At 65.0% G+C, this 17066-nt stretch carries 15 protein-coding genes; 12 read left to right on the top strand and 3 right to left on the bottom strand.

Going from position 1 to position 17066, the window contains the following annotated elements; translation table 11 throughout:
* The first annotated feature begins 51 nt into the window (after positions 1-51).
* From H146_RS0101305 to H146_RS20115, 7 genes are all read left to right on the top strand, one after another.
* Positions 52-420 (top strand): hypothetical protein, encoded by a 369-nt coding sequence (locus tag H146_RS0101305; protein ID WP_019950041.1) that lies wholly within the window; start codon positions 52-54, stop codon positions 418-420.
* Positions 420-2492, top strand: coding sequence for a pyrroloquinoline quinone-dependent dehydrogenase (locus tag H146_RS0101300; RefSeq protein ID WP_019950040.1), 2073 nt, complete (start codon positions 420-422; stop codon positions 2490-2492). Before H146_RS0101305 ends, H146_RS0101300 begins: the two co-directional genes overlap by 1 nt.
* Before the next feature lie 145 nt (positions 2493-2637).
* Entirely contained in the window at positions 2638-3516 is an 879-nt protein-coding gene (gene pdxY / locus H146_RS0101290; RefSeq protein WP_019950038.1) for a pyridoxal kinase PdxY, read from the top strand.
* Complete coding sequence (locus tag H146_RS0101285) at positions 3516-4391, top strand: DUF72 domain-containing protein (RefSeq protein WP_019950037.1); 876 nt, start codon at positions 3516-3518, stop codon at positions 4389-4391. The genes pdxY and H146_RS0101285 overlap by 1 nt, the downstream gene beginning before the upstream one ends.
* A 170-nt stretch (positions 4392-4561) precedes the next feature.
* The gene (locus tag H146_RS0101280; protein ID WP_019950036.1) at positions 4562-5914 is read left to right on the top strand and encodes a sodium-dependent transporter; all 1353 of its coding nucleotides are present in this window, start codon (positions 4562-4564) and stop codon (positions 5912-5914) included.
* A gap of 470 nt (positions 5915-6384) precedes the next feature.
* Complete coding sequence (locus H146_RS0101275; RefSeq protein WP_019950035.1) at positions 6385-7257, top strand: motility protein A; 873 nt, start codon at positions 6385-6387, stop codon at positions 7255-7257.
* A complete protein-coding gene (locus H146_RS20115; protein ID WP_019950034.1) occupies positions 7250-8266 on the top strand; it encodes an OmpA family protein in 1017 nt (338 codons plus the stop codon). The genes H146_RS0101275 and H146_RS20115 overlap by 8 nt, the downstream gene beginning before the upstream one ends.
* A gap of 37 nt (positions 8267-8303) precedes the next feature.
* On the opposite strand, the gene H146_RS0101265 is transcribed toward H146_RS20115, so the two are convergent.
* Together H146_RS0101265 and H146_RS0101260 are read right to left on the bottom strand one after the other, a co-directional pair.
* Positions 8304-9281, bottom strand: coding sequence for an Rpn family recombination-promoting nuclease/putative transposase (locus tag H146_RS0101265; protein ID WP_019950033.1), 978 nt, complete (start codon positions 9279-9281; stop codon positions 8304-8306).
* A 150-nt stretch (positions 9282-9431) separates the two neighbouring features.
* On the bottom strand, positions 9432-9617 hold the full coding sequence (locus tag H146_RS0101260) for a PA3496 family putative envelope integrity protein (protein WP_033195350.1): 186 nt from the start codon (positions 9615-9617) through the stop codon (positions 9432-9434).
* Positions 9618-9845: 228 nt separating this feature from the next.
* Here H146_RS0101260 and hexR point away from each other — a divergent pair, with 228 nt between their 5' ends.
* The 5 genes from hexR (at position 9846) to H146_RS18105 (ending at position 15658) form a co-directional block, all read left to right on the top strand.
* Positions 9846-10733 (top strand): transcriptional regulator HexR, encoded by an 888-nt coding sequence (gene hexR, locus H146_RS0101255; protein WP_019950031.1) that lies wholly within the window; start codon positions 9846-9848, stop codon positions 10731-10733.
* Between the two features lie 74 nt (positions 10734-10807).
* The gene (gene uvrD, locus H146_RS0101250) at positions 10808-13003 is read left to right on the top strand and encodes a DNA helicase II (protein WP_019950030.1); all 2196 of its coding nucleotides are present in this window, start codon (positions 10808-10810) and stop codon (positions 13001-13003) included.
* Positions 13004-13123: 120 nt separating this feature from the next.
* Positions 13124-13849 carry a phosphate signaling complex protein PhoU gene (gene phoU / locus H146_RS0101245; RefSeq protein WP_019950029.1) on the top strand — a complete coding sequence of 242 codons (726 nt, stop codon included), beginning with the start codon at positions 13124-13126 and terminating at the stop codon, positions 13847-13849.
* Positions 13850-13924: 75 nt separating this feature from the next.
* Positions 13925-14659, top strand: a complete 735-nt coding sequence (cysZ, locus tag H146_RS0101240; RefSeq protein WP_019950028.1) for a sulfate transporter CysZ — start codon at positions 13925-13927, stop codon at positions 14657-14659.
* Positions 14660-14689: 30 nt separating this feature from the next.
* The gene (locus H146_RS18105; RefSeq protein ID WP_019950027.1) at positions 14690-15658 is read left to right on the top strand and encodes an N-acetylmuramoyl-L-alanine amidase; all 969 of its coding nucleotides are present in this window, start codon (positions 14690-14692) and stop codon (positions 15656-15658) included.
* On the opposite strand, the gene phoR is transcribed toward H146_RS18105, so the two are convergent.
* Complete coding sequence (gene phoR / locus H146_RS0101230) at positions 15655-16983, bottom strand: phosphate regulon sensor histidine kinase PhoR (protein ID WP_019950026.1); 1329 nt, start codon at positions 16981-16983, stop codon at positions 15655-15657. The two genes, H146_RS18105 and phoR, sit on opposite strands and share 4 nt — an antisense overlap.
* Positions 16984-17066: the final 83 nt, after the last annotated feature.

The raw sequence follows: 17066 nt of genomic DNA, 5'->3' as shown, positions 1-17066 counted from the left end.
CGGCATAAACGCACGACCTGCACTAACAACCTCATTCAGGGAAAAATGCCCATGCCATCCTCAAGTCCCGCCAGGGCAGGTGCGCTGGTGCTGCTCGTCGCCTCGCTGGCGGGAGTGGCGCTTGCACTCTACGCCTATCTTGCCCCACTAACCGGCGTTACCGGCACCCTCGGGGCGCTGATCGTGATTCTCACCTGTGCGTTGCTCGCCATCATGGCGCTGGCCCTGATGGCGGTGAAAGCGCGCGCGGGGCGCAATCTACTGCGCGCGCTGATACTGATCGTACTGGCCGGTACCGCCTTTGCCGCACTGCTGCTTCATGAATGGTGGCTGGTGGCCGCCATGGTGCTCGGCCTTGTCGGGCTGATCATCGACATGGTGCGCCCCGCTTCTCCGACCTATGCACAAGGAGCCCGCTGATGCGCTCTCTTCGATCCGGCATGCGACGCCTGGGCACGCTGACCGCGCTGGCGCTGGCCGTCTCGCCCGTAACGCTGCTGGCCGCGCCGCAGGGCGAGAATAACGCTGCAGGCGGCAGTGCCACCCAGCAGCAGGCCAGCGACAGCAACCAACAGCAGGCCGCCGGTAGCGCACCACAGAATGGCAGCCGCTCGCCCATTCCACTGGTGCCCGACACGGCCACCTGGGACAGCTTCCACGGCCAGCTCAACGCCCAGAAATATAGCCCGCTCGATCAGATCAACACTGACAACGTGGGCCAGCTGGAAAAGGCGTGGGAGGTGCACACCGGCGATGTCTCCGACGGCTCGGGGGATATTCCCGCCACCGTCTGGTCGGCCACCCCGGTGTTTGCCAACGATACTCTCTATATCGGCACGCCCTTCTATCGGGTACTGGCGCTCGACCCCGCCACCGGCGAACAGAAATGGAGCTTCAATACCCACTCCGAGCTGCAGGCGCTGACCCAGCCGGTGCTCAAGAGCCGCGGCGTGGCCTACTGGGAGGCGGAGAACCCGGTCGAAGGAGAAGCCTGCCAGAAGCGGGTCTATCTGGGCACCATGGATGCCCAGCTGTTTGCCCTCGATGCCGATACCGGCGAGCTCTGTCAGGACTTTGCCGACGGCGGCGTGCTCAACGTCAATCAGTGGAACGACACCAACAACAAGTGGCCACTGTCGCTTCTGCAGCCGCCCACCGTGGTCGGCGACCACCTGGTGCTGGGCTGGGCCGGCAAGGACTGGGCTTTCGAGGAGGCGCCTCCCGGCACGGTATTCTCGATCAACGCCCGCACCGGCGAGCGCGAATGGACCTTCCAGGCGCTGCCGGACGACGTACGCCAGCAAAGCGGCACCGCCAACGTCTGGACCCACATGTCCGCCGACCGCGAGCTGGGGCTGGTTTATCTGCCGGTGTCGTCGCCGTCGCCCAACTTCTGGGGCGGCAACCGCACCGAGGAGATTCCGCTGGCCACTTCGACCACCGCGCTCGACGTCGAGACCGGCGAAGTGGTGTGGTCGCGCCAGTGGGTGCATCACGATATCTGGGACTACGACATCAACGCCGCGCCGACGCTGATGGATATCACTGTCGACGGCGAGGAGATCCCGGCGCTGATACAGGCCACCAAAATGGGCTTTCTGTTCGTGGTCGATCGCCGCACCGGCGAGGATGTGTGGCCGATCGAGGAGCGTCGGGTACCGCAGGGCGACGGCAGCGTCGAGGGTGAAGTCTATGCCCCGACCCAGCCCTTCCCGACCAAACCGGCGCCGCTGCTGGATCAGTCGAAAAAGCCGGGAATCTGGGGTCTGGCCGACGCCGTGGGCCTCGGCCAGTGCTCGCGGATGTGGGACAACCTCAGCTATGAGGGCATGTACACGCCGCCCACCACCAATGGCGAAGGCACGCTGGCCTACCCCGACAGCGCCGGCGGCATACAGTGGGGCGGTGTCGCCTTCGACCCGATTACCCAGACAGCGGTGGTCAACACCTCGCACATCGTGCAGACCGTCAAACTCTTCCCGCGTGACGTCTATGAGCAGGTCGCCAGCGGTTCGGGCAACGAGGTGGGCTACTCGCCGCAGACCGGCGCACCCTACGGCATGCGCCTGACGGTGGCGCGCAACTGGCTGGGTATGCCCTGCTGGGAGCCGCCCTTCGGCGAGCTGGTGGCACTCGATATGACCACCGGTGACGTCAAGTGGCGCCGCCCGGTGGGTGCCTCACAGCAGTACGGCTTCTTCATGCCGGAGCGCTGGGGTTCCCCCACTATCGGCGGCCCGGCGGTTACCGCGGGCAAGCTGGCCTTCATCGGCGCGTCGATGGACGCCAAAGTGCGCGCCTACTCGATGGACAGCGGCGACGAGTTGTGGGAGTCGCAGACCGAGGCTCCGGTGGTCGCCAACCCGGCGGTCTATGAATACCAGGGGCGCGAATACGTGGTCTTCATCGCCGGCGGCAATACCATCCTCAAGGATCAGGTCGGCGACCAGATCGTCGCCTACGCGCTGCCGGAAGACGCCTCCGGGAACTGAGTGCAGCAGTGATCGACGGCGATGTCGTCGAGATCAGGGGGCGGCCTGCGGGCCGCCCCCGTTTTGTGTGCGGGCAAAGGCGGCGACGGCAGTGCTATCCTTGGCGCTATCAATGTCTGCTATCGCGCTGCCTTTAGAGCCTTCCATGACCCATATCATCTCCATCCAGAGCCACGTCGCCTTCGGTTACGTTGGCAACCGCGCCGCCGTGCTGCCGCTGCAGCGCCTTGGCTGTGAAGTCACCGCCATCAACACCGTGCAGTTCTCCAACCACACCGGCTACGGCGCCTTTACCGGCGAGGTGTTCTCGCCCGAACATCTGCGCGACGTGCTTGATGGCGTCGAGTCCCTCACCGGTCTGCGCGATATCCAGGCGGTGCTGTCCGGTTACATGGGCGATGAAGCGATCGGCCGCGCGGTGCTGGAGAGCGTTTCGCGGGTGCGCAGTGCCAACCCCGGCGCACTGTGGTGCTGCGACCCGGTGATGGGCGACGTGGGGCGCGGCTTCTTCGTGCGCGAGGGCATCCCCGAGTGGATGCGCGACTGCGCCGTGCCGGCGGCGGATATCGTCACCCCCAACCAGTTCGAGCTCGCCTTTCTGGGCGACGGCGAGATCGCTACCCTCGATCAGGCGCTGGCAGCCGCGGCGCGGCTGCGCGAACGCGGGCCGCGCGTGGTGCTGGTCACCTCGCTGGAGATCGACGACAGCGCCCCTGATCATATCGACATGCTGCTCGACACCGCCGCGGGCAGCTGGCGCATCGCCACGCCGCGCATCGATTTTCCCATACCGCCCAACGGCGCCGGCGACTTCACTGCGGCGGTCTTTCTCGCCTGCCTGCTGCGCGACCATCAGGGGGTCGAAGGCGAGGGGCCGGCACGGGCACTGGAGCGTACCGCCGAGGCGCTGCACGCGCTTTTCGAACACACACAGCGGGCCGGCACCCGCGAGCTGGCGCTGATCAGCGCCCAGGACGATATCGTCGCCCCCAAAAGGCGCTTCGACGCCGTGCGCGTGCGCTGATGAGCGAGGCGCCGGCAAACGGCGGTCTACGTCTGGGGTTGGCCATGTGGGCCAACCCCGACTGGCGCGGCTCGCTTTACAGCCCCTACGCGGCAAGCAGCGAAGCCCTGCCCGAATACGCTGCGGTGTTCTCCTGCGTCGAGGGCAACACCACCTTCTATAGCGGCGCGCCGCGTGAAAAGGTGGTAGCCGGCTGGGCGGCGCAGGCCCCGGCGCACTTTCGCTTCTGCTTCAAGCTGCCGGCGGCGCTGACCCACGAAGCGCGGCTGGCCGGCGTCGAGGCACGTCTTGATGATTTTCTCCAGCGCCTGGCACCGCTGCATGATCGTCTCGGCCCCACCATGATCCAGCTGCCGCGGGATTTCGGTGCCGACGAGCTGCCGCATCTGGCGCAGCTGCTGAAGCGCTGGCCGCAGCAGCTACCCTGCGCGGTGGAGGTGCGCGACAGTGAATTTTTCCACAAGGGGAGCGCCGAGCGCGATCTCAACGCCCTGTTGATAAGTCGCCACGTCGATCGCGTGATGCTCGACACCCGGGCGCTGTTTGCCACTCCCGCCGGCGATGACGCGCGCCTTCAACAGGCGCAGCGCGAAAAGCCGCGCCGACCGCTGCACGTCATCAGTACCGGCAAGCAACCGCTGGTGCGCTTTATCGGCCACTTCGACGACGCCATCAACCAGCAGCGCTTCACCCCCTGGATCGAACGGCTGGCGCTGTGGATAGAGCAGGGGAAAACCCCTGTGCTGTTTGTGCATACCCCGGATAACCGCCAGGCGCCGCTGCTGGCGCGGGCCTTCTACAAACGCCTTGGCGAGCGCATCGCGCTGCCGCCGCTGACGCCCTTTGCCGGCGAGCAGCAGGCGTCGCTTTTCTGAACCGTCATCACGCCCTGGTGCCCTTTGCACGCGCCGGCAGGACTGTACAATGAAGCGGTTCAAGCGCAGGCGCGGCCGACAGCCCTGATGCCCTGCTTCTCCACAACGACACCAATATGCCCACTACGACGGACGGCGTCCGCCTCCTGTCGGCAACCCAGGGACGTTTCATGAGCAACAAGCGCCATTCCCACGCGCAGTGGTCCTCGCGTCTTATTTTCATCCTCGCCGCCGTCGGCTCGGCGGTTGGTCTCGGCAATATCTGGAAATTTCCCTATATGACCGGCGAGAGCGGCGGCGGCGCCTTCGTGCTGGTCTATCTGGTCTGCATCGCCCTGATCGGCCTGCCGATTCTGATGAGCGAGTGGCTGCTGGGGCGGATCGGACAGAAAAACCCCATCTCGACCATGGATCAGATCGCCGGCCGACTGAAACGCTCGCGCGGCTGGATGGCGATCGGCGTCGCCGGTATTGCCGGCGCCTGGCTGATTCTGTCGTTCTACAGCGTGATCGGCGGCTGGGCGCTGAGCTACATCCGCTACGCCGCAAGCGGCACCTTCAGCGGCATGAACAGCGACCAGGTCAGCACCCTGTTCAACGACCTGCTTGCCAGCCCCGGCGTACTGCTGGCATGGCACAGCCTCTTCATGGTGCTGGTGATCGCGGTAGTAGCCGCTGGCGTTACCAGCGGGCTGGAGCGCGCCGCCAAATTCCTGATGCCGGCGCTGGCCGGGCTGCTGCTGATCATGGTGGGTTACGCCGCCACCACCGGCAGTTTCGGTGAAGGCCTTGCCTGGCTGTTCCAGCCCGATTTTTCACGCATCACCGGCGAGGTCGTACTGGCCGCCATGGGGCATGCCTTTTTCACGCTCAGCCTTGGCATGGGCGTGATGATGGCCTACGGCTCCTATCTCGGTGACGACGTGCATCTGGGCCGCACCGCCGTGACGGTCGCGGTGCTGGATACCGTCATCGCGCTGGCCGCCGGTATGGCGATCTTCCCGGTGGTGCTGGCCAACGGCCTCGACCCTGCCGCCGGCCCGGGGCTGATCTTCCAGTCGTTGCCGCTGGCCTTTGGCAACATGGCAGGCGGGCTCTTCTTCTCGGTGCTGTTCTTCGTCCTGCTGGTATTTGCCGCCTGGACCTCGGCGATGTCACTGCTGGAACCGATCGTCGAGTGGCTGGAAGAGAAAACGCCGCTGAGCCGCCTGCAGGCAGCGCTGGCCGCCGGTATATCGGCATGGCTTTTGGGCATTGCGGCGCTTTTGTCCTTCAACGCCTGGTCCGGTGTCACCATTTTCGGGCGGGATATCTTCAATACGCTGGACTATCTGACCGCCAACATCATGCTGCCGCTGACCGGTCTGGCCACCATCATCTTCGTCGGTTGGGTGATGGGTCGCGACGAGGTACGCGCCCAGCTCAACCTGTCGGGCGGCAGCTGGAAGCTGTGGCGCTTCGCGGCGCGCTACATCGCCCCGCCGGCGGTGGCGATCGTATTCATATTCGGCGTGCTGGGATGATGGCGCGCCCTTCGAGCAGACGGATGCCGGCCCCGTCGGCATCCGTTTTTTCATTAACGGCGATCAATTCCGGGCCATGCGGTCTTGACAGACCTGTGAATAAAAACGGGGACAAAACTCGGCCAGACTGTGGAAAAGCCCTTTGAAATGGCTTCACGAAAGGGCAATGAGCGGCATCAGTCGCTGCAAAACGCCCCATGGCGGGGCCTTTCGGGGCAGGTCGGGCAGAATGGGTGGGGCCGTGAAGAGGTCACAAAAGGCGCCATTGTCAATAGATAATGTGGATAACTCCTCGCGCTCGATACTCTGCTCCGATCAGACGATGAATTGACGCCAAAAAAGGCGTTATTCACACGACACGGCGGGGACGCCGCTCTGGCACAATCCTTCGACTATCGACTCTATGGACAGCGCACACGGCCCCTGGCCGACGCGCCTGCCTGATCGCCTCTTTCGAGATGGAGCTGCAGATGAGCGGCAGCAACAACGACGCTACCCCCTCCGCCAAACAACTGCCCGGCAACGCTTCCACCCTGATCGGTATTGTGGCCAGTGTCGTCCTGCTGCTGGCGGTGGTGCTGTTCACCGCCAACACGCCGCTGAGCTTTCTCAACCTGCCGGGACTGCTGATCGTTATCACCGGCACACTGGCGGCCACCCTGATCAGCTATCCGATGCGCGAGATGCGTCACGTCTTCGCTCTCGCCGGCAGCGTCTTTCGCCGCGAGCGGGACTTCATTCGCGAGGATATCGCCGAGCTGGTGGCGCTGGCGAAAGAGTGGCTGCACGGCGACCCGCGTGCGGTCGAGCGAGCGCTGGAGACGACCCGCAACCCCTTTCTGCGCAGCGGCATCCGGCTGGTGATCGATAACGTCCGCGAGGAGGAGATTCTTGATCTGCTGCGCTGGCGCATCACCCGGCTGCGTGCCCGCGAGCACGCCGAGGCGCAGATCTTTCGCACCATGGCGGCCTACGCGCCGGCGTTCGGCATGCTGGGCACCCTGGTGGGTCTGGTCAACATGCTGGAGGTGATCCAGAACGGCGACCTGGCGGTGATCGGCCCGCGCATGGCGGTAGCGCTGCTCTCCACCTTCTACGGCATCCTGCTCGCCAATCTGCTGTTCAGGCCGATCGCGGTGAAACTGGAACGACGCACCGAACAGCGACTGATCGCCATGAACATGGTGCTGGAAGGCGTCTCGATGATTTCGCGGCGTCGTCTGCCCTCCTTTATCGAGCAGACGCTGGCGTCCTTTATCAGCGAGGGCCGCGACGAGCTGGGCGAGGAGGAGACCACCGCACCGCGCGAGGAGGATGTGCGCAGGAGGCCGCGTCGTGGCTGATGCACTGGTGCCCGGCGCCGCCAGCCGCTCGCGTCAGGCGGCGCGCGACCTGCTTGCCGAGCCGCCGCCGCGGGAAGAGAGCGACGGCTGGATGCTGGGCTATCTCGACCTGCTGACCCTGCTGCTGGTGCTGTTCGTGCTGCTGCTGGCACTGCGCAGCGGCAGCGAGGCAGCGGCGCCGAGCGAAGACGCGACCACGGTGATGATCTCGCCGCTGGTGCTCGAACAGATTCGTACTCCCGACTCCGTTGCCGAACGCCTCCTGCCGCCGATCGATATGCCGGCGCTGCTGCCGCATCTGCTCGCCGAGCGCGGGGACAGGCAGGAGAGCGGCGCCGAAAGCCGGCAGAGGGTCGCCGGCAGCGCGCTGCCGCCGCGGGTCAACGTCGAGGCGGCGCGAGCGCTGGCCGACAGCGTCGAAGGTGTCAACCTGGCCGCCGCCCGGGCGGTATCACAGGCGCCGCAGGTGAATGCCGAAATCGCCCTGGCGATCGCCAACGTGACGCGGGTCAATGCCGAGGCGGCACTCGCCGCCGCGCGCGCCCCCGAGGTCAACGTCGACGCCGCGCTGGCTACCGTCGAGGCGCTTAACGCCATCGACAGCCGGCTGGCGGATATCGAGGGCGTGCAGATCAGCCGCGAACGCGAGCGCACCATTTTGCGTATCGAGGACCGGCTACTGTTCCCCAGCGCCGACGTGGCGATCACCTATTCGGGCAGCGCGCTGCTCGACCGGCTGCTGCCGGTACTGCGCGATTTCGACGGCGAGATCTCGGTGGAGGGTCACACCGACAGCCGCAGCATCGATACCGAGCGCTTCCCCTCCAACTGGGAACTCTCCTCGGCGCGCGCCAGCGCGGTGCTGCGTTACCTGGCCCGCAACGGCGTCTCGAGCGAGCGGCTGCGGGCGATCGGCTATGGCGCCACCCGGCCGCTGGCAGGCAACGAAAGCGAAGCGGGGAGGGCACAGAACCGCCGCGTGGAGCTGGTACTGAGCCCGGCGCAGTAGGGGCGTCATGGCCCGGGGCCGCCTGCTGCGCAGTCATTCAGCCGTTGAAATTTTCTCGCAATTCACGCACCTGAGTCATTTCAAGGCCGGTGGCACTGGCGATCGCGCCATCGCCGAGGTCGGTATCACGGAGCAGATTGCGAGCAGTTTCAAGGGCACGATACTGTTCACCTTCCTGCCGACCTTCCTGCCGACCTTCCTGCCGACCTTCCTGCCGACCTTCCTGCCGACCTTCCTGCCGACCTTCCTGCCGACCTTCCTGCCGACCTTTCTCAAGTCCTATCGCGTGTCCTTTAGCTTGCCCCTGCCGTTCGGCCTCATTGAAATACGAAATCTGGTCGTGCAGGGCCCGCTCCCGTATCAGGGCCTGAAGGCGCGCAGTCTGATCGGCACTCAACTCCCGAAGGCGACTCATCGCCTCCCGAACGGGCTCATGAGTAATATCGCTCATGGTAGTATCCTCCTGCCAATGCCTGAAGAAGGTAATCCACGCCGCCAGCGGGCCGGACGGCAAACCGAGTCGATCCGCCTTGCCCAGCTCGATAACGTTCATCTGCAAGCTGTTGCCCAGCGAGACATGAGGCTGATGCTCATCGCGCATTTCAAAGCGCCAGATGGCCTGTTCGCACTCGGCCGGAATCGCGGTAAACAGATCAAAATCCAGCAGGTGCAAGCCCACCGAGGCGTTCAGCTGCTGATAGTCCGCCCCGGCATCGATCTGACTGCTCAGCACGCGTGCCAGATAGAACAGCCCGCGCTTGTGCCAGGCGTCATAACGGCGCACCTGAATTTCGACATTATAGCAGTCGCCGTCGCCATCACGAGCCAGTACATCCAGAATGATGCGCTTACCGCTGAGATCCTCTGACGCAATCTCCGGATTGAGGATATCGACCGAGGTAATAGCGGGCAGATCGGGGCGCAGATCGTTGATCAGATTGACCAACAGTGTCGGCGCAGCAACAAACAGCCGCTTGAAGACGTAATCGTTGGTGGGAGCGAGCAGTTCACTCATGGCCGCTTCTCATGATGATCATCAAGCGTTACATGACACCTGACTCATAGTCTTTTGGCAATCGTAAAGATACTCCTGAGGATAACACACGACTATCGGCAGCCCGGAGGCTGCCGATAACTTTTATACTGCCCGGCCCCGGCCCGCTCATCAGCCGAAGCTTTCGAGTTCGTCCTCGAGCTGGCGAGCAAGGCGTTTCGATTCGAAATGATCCTCGATGCCGCGGCGGGCGCGCAGGGCGCGTTCGCAGGCGCGCCGGCGGCGCTCTTCGTCTTCCTGGACCCTGAGATGCATGGCAATGTTGTGGATTTCGTTGCGGAGCGAGGTCAGAGGCATGGAGTCACCTGTCGTTTTCTGCATGGCGAAGGTTCTCTTCACATGGCGTGTGATCAGGAGAAGCAGTTCATTATTCTGCGCTCTCTGGCGTTCTTTCGATGCCGTTTCGCCCCGATCGCGGCGTTCGGCGTCGATCGAAGCGCGTCGTCAGCGTATGATAGAGCCGTTGACAATTTAATGACGTATCGCATTCATTGGCATGCGTCAACCCTTGACTGAGGATGAGCCTTGAGCGTCACCCTTTTCGACGATCTTCGCAGCCGGCTGCCCGCCTTTCGCCGCTCCGAGCAGAAGGTCGCCCGTTTCATATTGCGCCACGCCGATGAGGTGATTCATCTGCCGCTGGCCGCGCTGGCTGCGCGGGTGGGCGTCAGCGAGCCAACGGTTATCCGCTTCTGTCGCGCTATCGACTGCAGCGGCTATCAGGACTTCAAGCTCAAGCTGGCGCAGACGCTGGCCACCGGCGAGCAGTTCTCCGAATTCTCGATGAACGAAGCCGACAGCGTGGCGGAGTTCTCGCGCGGCATTTTCGACTCCACCGTGGGAACACTGCTGGGCGTGCGCGACCGCGTCGATGCTGCCTCCATGACCCGCGCCATCAACGCCCTGGCCGACGCCAGCCGGGTCGAGTTCTACGGCTACGGCGCCTCCGGCGCGGTGGCCTTCGACGCCCAGCACAAGTTCTTTCGCCTGCGTATTTCCACCGCCGCCTACTCCGACCCGCACATGCAGCACATGTCGGCGGTCACGCTGAGCGAACACGACGTCGTGGTGGCAATCTCGCAGACCGGGCGCACCAGCTCGCTGCTTTCCAGCGTCGATATCGCGCGCGAACACGGCGCCACCGTGATCGGCCTGTGCCCGGCGGACTCGCCGCTGGCGCAGAAATGCTCTCTCGGTCTTTTCATCGATGTGTTCGAGGACAGCGAGGTCTACCGGCCGATGAGTTCGCGCATCGCCCACCTGGTGGTGATCGATATCCTCGCCGTGGGCGTGGCCAAGACTCGCGGACCGCAGCTTGCCGAGCATCTGGTGGCGGTCAAACGCAGCCTCGACCCGCTGCGCACCAGGCTGCCCGACCCTTTCGGCGGCGCGCACCGCGACGACGACAGCTGAGCCGCGCCCTTGCGGCGGCTGTGTTAGAATAACGCCTCTTTATTCCCTCCCCGCGGCCTGCGGAGAACACTCTTATGGACGCCTCTGCGCTCCTCGATTCGCTCAATGCCGATCAGCGCGATGCGGTCGGCGCCCCCCAGGGCAACCTGCTGGTGCTGGCCGGCGCCGGCTCGGGCAAGACCCGCGTGCTGGTGCACCGGATCGCCTGGCTGATGGAGGTCGAGGGCCTCTCGCCGTGGTCGATCCTCGCCGTTACCTTTACCAACAAGGCGGCGCGCGAGATGCGTGCAAGGCTGGAGACACTGCTCGACGTCTCGCCACGCGGCATGTGGGTGGGCACCTTTCACTCCATCGCCCATCGGCTGCTGCGCACTCACTGGCAGGACGCGAAGCTCGCCGAGCACTTCCAGATCATCGACAGCGACGACCAGCTGCGGCTGGTCAAGCGCCTGCTGCGCGACAACAGCATCGATGAAGAGCGCTTTCCGCCCAAACAGGTGCAGTACTTCATCGGCGGCTGCAAGGAAGAGGGGCTGCGCCCGGGAGATGTCGACGCCCACGGCGATGCCTATATGCAGCAGATGGTCGATCTCTACGAACGCTATCAGCTCGCCTGTGAGCGCGGCGGCCTGGTCGATTTCGGCGAACTGCTGCTGCGCGCGCTGGAGCTGTTGCGCGACAACCCGCGTCTGCTGGCGCACTACCGCGAGCGCTTTCGCCACCTGCTGGTGGACGAATTCCAGGACACCAACACCCTGCAGTACGCCTGGCTCAGGCTGCTGGCGGGCGATCGCGCCTGCCTGACCGCGGTAGGCGACGACGACCAGTCAATCTACGGCTGGCGCGGCGCAAAGGTAGAGAACCTGTCGCGCTTTCGCGACGAGTTCGCCGATACCAGAGTGGTACGACTGGAGCGCAACTACCGCTCCACCAGCGCCATTCTGGAGTCCGCCAACGCCCTGATTCGCCACAATGCCGGGCGCATGGGCAAGGAGCTGTGGACCGATGTCGACGCGGGTGAACGGCTGTCCCTTTACGGCGGCTTCAACGACCTCGACGAGGCACGCTTTATCGTCGATACCATCGCCACCCGGGTGCGCGACGAGAACCGGCGGCGCCGCGATATCGCCATTCTCTACCGCTCCAACGCCCAGTCACGAGTGCTTGAAGAGGCGCTGATACGCCAGGGGGTGCCCTACCGCATCTACGGCGGTCAGCGCTTCTACGAGCGCCTCGAGATCAAGAACGCGCTGGCCTACCTGCGCCTGCTGGTGTCGCGCGACGACGACGCCTCACTGGAGCGGGTGATCAACGTGCCGGCCCGCGGCATCGGCACGCGCAGCGTCGAAGCGCTGCGCGCCCACGCCCGCGACGAGGGCATCTCGCTGTGGCAAACGCTCAATGACGCGCCCTCGAAGGGGCTTTTGAAGGGACGCGCGGCGGCCAGCGTGGCCACCTTCAGCGACATGATCGACCGCCTCGACAACGACACCGCCGGCATGGCGCTGCACGAAATGATCGATCACGTCATCGCCACCACCGGGCTGATCGAGCACCACCGCGCCGAGAAGGGCGAGAAGGGCCAGGCGCGGGTCGAAAACCTCGAGGAGCTGGTCAGCGCCGCGAAGTCCTGGACCCAGAACGACCCCTTCGACCCCATCAACGACGGCGACGACGACTCGCTGGGCACCTTTCTCGCCGAGGCGGCGCTCAACTCCGGCGAGCACGAGGCCGATGAGTTCGACGACGCGGTGCAGATGATGACCCTGCACTCGGCCAAGGGGCTGGAGTTTCCGCTGGTCTTTATCGCCGGCATGGAGGAGGGGCTGTTTCCGCACAAAATGTCGCTGGAGGAGCCGGGGCGCCTCGAGGAGGAGCGAAGGCTCTGCTATGTGGGCCTCACAAGAGCGATGGAGAAGCTCTACCTGACCCACGCCGAGACGCGCCGCCTGCACGGCCGCGAGACCTTTCAGCGGCCGTCGCGCTTTCTGCGCGAGCTGCCCGAGCAGTTCGTCGAGGAGGTGCGTCTGCGTGGCCAGGTAAGCCGCCCGGTATCGGCATCGAGCAGCCTGCAACAGGAGAGCGTAGCCGGTGACGACGACATGCCGGGGCTGTCGCTGGGCCAGCGGGTCAGCCATCCGGTGTTCGGCGAAGGGGTAGTGATCAACGCCGAGGGCGAGGGCCAGCGCGCCCGCGTGCAGGTCAGTTTCGAGGAGGAAGGCGACAAGTGGCTGGTGCTGGGCTTTGCCAAACTGGTGCCGCTGGGCTGAAACTGAACATGCCCGGATGTCACCAAAAATTCATCACCTGCCGCTATATTAACCATCATTATGGTCTGTCTATAAGACCTTAACCCCTTCGATACGACCTATTACCGCGGTCGGAGCTTTATGGATATCACCAACGATCGTCACACCCAGCACATCTCGCGCCAGTTCAACGAGGAGCTGGAGTCACTGCGAACCCGGCTGCTGGCCATGGGCGGGCTGGTCGAGCGCCATCTCAGCGAAGTGGTCGAAGCGCTGATCGAAAACGACGCCACCGCTGCCGAGCAGGTGCGCGCCAACGATCACGCCGTCAACGACTTCCAGCTCGAACTCGACGAGGCCTGCACCCATGTGCTGGCTCGCCGTCAGCCCACCGCCTCCGATCTGCGCCTGGTACTGGCGGTGACCCGCACCACCTCCGACCTGGAGCGTATGGGCGACGAGAGCAACAAGATCGCGCGTAACGTGCTGCATCTGATCGAAAACGGCCAGAGCTCCCGCGGCGTGGCGGAGATTCGCAACATCAGCGCCCGCGTGCGGCTGATGTCGCGCAACGCGCTGACCGCCTTCGCCCGTATGGACGCCGACACCGCCCGCCAGGTGCTCACCGAGGACGACGAGGTGGATCAGCACTACAGAAGCGCCATGCGCTCGCTGGTCACCTTCATGATGGAGGACCCGCGCGCCATCAGCCCGGTGCTCAACGTGATGTGGATTCTGCGTTCGCTGGAGCGCGTCGGCGACCACGCCAGCAACATCGCCGAATCGGTCATCTATCTGGTCGAGGGCGCCGACGTGCGCCACGTCGGCAAGTCCAGCCTCCAGCGCGACGCCGAAGACAACCTCTGACGATTCCCGCCGCCCGCCGCAACGGCGGGCGGCTGTGCTACGCTCCCGCCTTTATCCTCTCCCGATGGTGACAGGATGGTGTATGCCGTCTCCGCGCTGAGCCGCGGCGTGTCAATGGTGCTCGAACCCGGCCTGCGGCGCTATGTGTTCGTACCGCTGCTGGTCAATCTGGTGATCTATGCGGCGCTCTTTGCGCTGGTGATCGAGCGCTTCTCCGGCTGGGTCGACTACTGGATGGCCGCCATACCGGGCTGGCTCGGCTGGCTGGAGTGGCTGATCTGGCCGCTGGTGATCGTCTCGCTGCTGCTGGTGCTGGCCTTCACCTTCACCCGTCTGGCCACTTTGATCGCCGCGCCCTTCTACGGCTTTCTGGCCGAAAAGGTCGAGCAGCGCCTGAGCGGCCAGAGCGAAAGTATCGATGAGCGCTCGCTGTGGCGTCAGGGCATCGACAGCCTGAGGCGCGAATTGCAGAAGATCGCCTGGATGCTGCCGCGGGTGCTGCTGCTGGTGCTGATCGGCTTCGTGCCGGGGCTCAATATTCTGGCGCCGCCGGGCTGGGCGCTGTTTTCGATCTGGAGCATGTCGATCCAGTATCTCGACTACCCGATGGACAACAACGGCGTCAGCTTTGCGGAGATGCGTCGGCGACTGACCCTGCGCTGGTGGTCAACGCTCACCTTCGGCGGCGTGGTATCGGCACTGATCTGGATTCCGGTGGTCAATCTGCTGGTGATGCCGGCAGCGGTAGCGGCCGGCGTCATCGTCTGGCGCCGCGACTACCGGGCGCTGCCCGCGCCACACCGACACTGATCTCCTTCAACGCCCCCTTCGGACGCCAGGATGCCCCAACGCCTTTATTTCCTTGCTGCCGGCGCGCTGCTGCTGGCCGGCTGTGCCGCGGCACCGCCCCCGCAACCGACGCCGCAGGTCGATACCGATGCCATCGATCTGCTGTTCAGCAATGTGCCGCTGACCGACAGCAACATCGCCCCGCGGCACTACTCGCCGGCCGCGGGCGGCGCACTCGAAGCGCGCCCGGGCTACCTGGTCGACCGCTCGCTCGGCGCCCGCGGCCAGAACCAGCGCGTGCGCTTTATCGTGCTGCACTACACCGGCGGCGATGAGCGCGCCGCGCTGCGCACCCTTACCGAAAGCAATGTCAGCGCTCACTATCTGGTGACCGACAACCCGGGTCGCTACCGCGACCGGCCGGTGGTGCTGCAGCTGGTGGATGAAGACCGACGCGCCTGGCACGCCGGGGTCAGCCAGTGGGCCGATCGCAGTAACCTCAACGACACCTCGGTCGGCATCGAGATCGTCAATCCGGGCTATCACGACTCCCCCGAAGGCCAGGTGTGGACGCCCTATTCGCGTGCTCAGATCGAGCTGGTCATTGAACTGACGCGGGATCTGGTCGAGCGCTACGACATCGAGCCGCAAAACGTGCTGGGCCACAGCGACATTGCGCCGGGGCGCAAGGTCGACCCCGGCCCCTTCTTCCCCTGGCAGCGCCTCTATCAGGCCGGCGTGGGTGCCTGGCCCGAGCGCGAGACGGTGGCCCGCTGGCAGCGGCAACTGTCGCAGGCGCCGCTGAGCGTGGCGCAGTTTCAACGCGCCCTTGCGGCCTGGGGCTATCCATTGGCGGTGAGCGGTGTCATGGATGAAGAGACCCGCCGCGTGGTGCGCGCCTTCCAGCTGCACTTTCGCCCCACCGACACCAACGCCAGGATGGATATCGAAAGCCAGGCGATTCTGATGGCGCTGCTGGAGCGTTATCAGGGCGAGGCGGCGGTGAGGGCGCTGCGTTAGCCGGCCCGGCTGTCAGCGGCGCTGACCACCACCGGCGCCGCCATGCGCGCGGCGGGAAAGATACAGCGAAAGCAGGCGCCCTCGCCGGGATCGCTGTCGATCTCCAGCCAGGCGTCGTGGCGCAGCAACACGTGTTTGACGATCGCCAGACCCAGCCCGGTGCCGCCGCTGGCCACCGAGCGGCTCTTGTCGACCCGATAGAAGCGCTCGGTCAGCCGCGGGATATGCTCGGGGGCGATCCCCTCGCCGTCGTCGATCACCTCGACGGCCGCGCCCGCCTCGCCCCAGCGGCAGTAGCGGATGGTGATATGGCAGCCCTCCGGGGTGTAGCGCACGGCGTTGTAGACCAGGTTGGAGAGCGCGCTGTGGATCTCCTGCTGGTCGCCGAACAGCCGCCGCTGCTCAGCGATCTCGCAGCTGATCCCGTGGCTGCCCGCCGCCAGCGCGGCGCCGTCGCTGCGCAGCGACTCGCACAGCGCCGCCATGTCGATGGAGTGCTCGTCGCGCTGGCGGTCGCTGGTTTCCAGCCGCGACAGGGTGAGCAAATCCTCCACCAGATGCTGCATGCGATCGGTCTGTTCATGCATGCGGTCGAGCCCGCGCTGCATGGCCGGCGGCAGCATGTCGGCAGCGCTGTCCTGCCAGGTTTCCAGATAGCCGGTAAGCACCGTCAGCGGCGTACGCAGCTCGTGGGAGACGTTGGCAACGAAGTCGCGGCGGGTCTGCTCGAGGCGCTGCAGGCGGGTGATATCGCGGATGACCAGCAGCCGCTCGTCGTCGCCGAAACGGGTGATCTGGCAGGCCAGCGAGCGGGCGTCACTGACCGGCGACTTGAGGGTGATCGGCTCGCTGTAGTCGCTGCGGCGAAAATAGCGCACGAAATCGGGGTCGCGCATATAGTTGGTCAGGTGGTGGCCGTGGTCGTGACGCTTGTCGAGGCCGATCAGCCGCTCGGCGGCACTGTTCCACCAGTCGAGGCAGCCCCGCGAATCGAGCATGACCACCCCTTCGCTCATCGACTCGGCGGACTCCTGCACCCGTCTGAGCACCGAGCGCAGGCGGTTTTGCAGCTGCTGCTGGCCCTTCTGATAGCGCCACAGGCGATCGAACAGATCGCCCCACACGCCCTCGCCATCCGGCGGACGCTGATCCACCGGCGCTTCCAACCAGCGGTAGAGACGCTTCAGGTGGCGCAGCGTCATTGTCAGATGGATCGCCAGCCCCAGCGCCAGCCCCCAGCCGGGATAGCCGAGCAGAAAGCCGAGGATGCCGAAGCAGACGATCAGATAGGCGAGACGCCAGAGCTCGTTGAGCCAGTAGTTCATGGCAACCGGTATCCCGTTCAACGAATGGCAGCCGGCAGTACCGACCTTTTGTAACCTTCCACTATAACGCCTGCCGAGGCACT

Origin of the sequence: Kushneria aurantia DSM 21353 (assembly GCF_000382245.1) — a bacterium.
GTDB classification, from domain to species: Bacteria; Pseudomonadota; Gammaproteobacteria; order Pseudomonadales; family Halomonadaceae; genus Kushneria; species Kushneria aurantia.
The sequence above is the reverse complement of the archived record's forward strand: the minus strand, read 5'-3'. Positions and strand labels throughout refer to the sequence as shown.

Bases quoted from the DNA above. Each gene is read 5' to 3' on its own strand.
- phoR (WP_019950026.1), bottom strand. From the start codon at position 16,983: ATGAACTACTGGCTCAACGAGCTCTGGCGTCTCGCCTATCTGATCGTC.
- H146_RS0101275 (WP_019950035.1), top strand. From the start codon at position 6,385: ATGAGCGGCAGCAACAACGACGCTACCCCCTCCGCCAAACAACTGCCC.
- phoU (WP_019950029.1), top strand. From the start codon at position 13,124: ATGGATATCACCAACGATCGTCACACCCAGCACATCTCGCGCCAGTTC.
- H146_RS0101305 (WP_019950041.1), top strand. From the start codon at position 52: ATGCCATCCTCAAGTCCCGCCAGGGCAGGTGCGCTGGTGCTGCTCGTC.
- H146_RS0101260 (WP_033195350.1), bottom strand. From the start codon at position 9,617: ATGCCTCTGACCTCGCTCCGCAACGAAATCCACAACATTGCCATGCAT.
- H146_RS0101285 (WP_019950037.1), top strand. From the start codon at position 3,516: ATGAGCGAGGCGCCGGCAAACGGCGGTCTACGTCTGGGGTTGGCCATG.
- H146_RS0101300 (WP_019950040.1), top strand. From the start codon at position 420: ATGCGCTCTCTTCGATCCGGCATGCGACGCCTGGGCACGCTGACCGCG.
- uvrD (WP_019950030.1), top strand. From the start codon at position 10,808: ATGGACGCCTCTGCGCTCCTCGATTCGCTCAATGCCGATCAGCGCGAT.
- cysZ (WP_019950028.1), top strand. From the start codon at position 13,925: ATGGTGTATGCCGTCTCCGCGCTGAGCCGCGGCGTGTCAATGGTGCTC.
- H146_RS18105 (WP_019950027.1), top strand. From the start codon at position 14,690: ATGCCCCAACGCCTTTATTTCCTTGCTGCCGGCGCGCTGCTGCTGGCC.
- H146_RS0101265 (WP_019950033.1), bottom strand. From the start codon at position 9,281: ATGAGTGAACTGCTCGCTCCCACCAACGATTACGTCTTCAAGCGGCTG.
- pdxY (WP_019950038.1), top strand. From the start codon at position 2,638: ATGACCCATATCATCTCCATCCAGAGCCACGTCGCCTTCGGTTACGTT.
- H146_RS0101280 (WP_019950036.1), top strand. From the start codon at position 4,562: ATGAGCAACAAGCGCCATTCCCACGCGCAGTGGTCCTCGCGTCTTATT.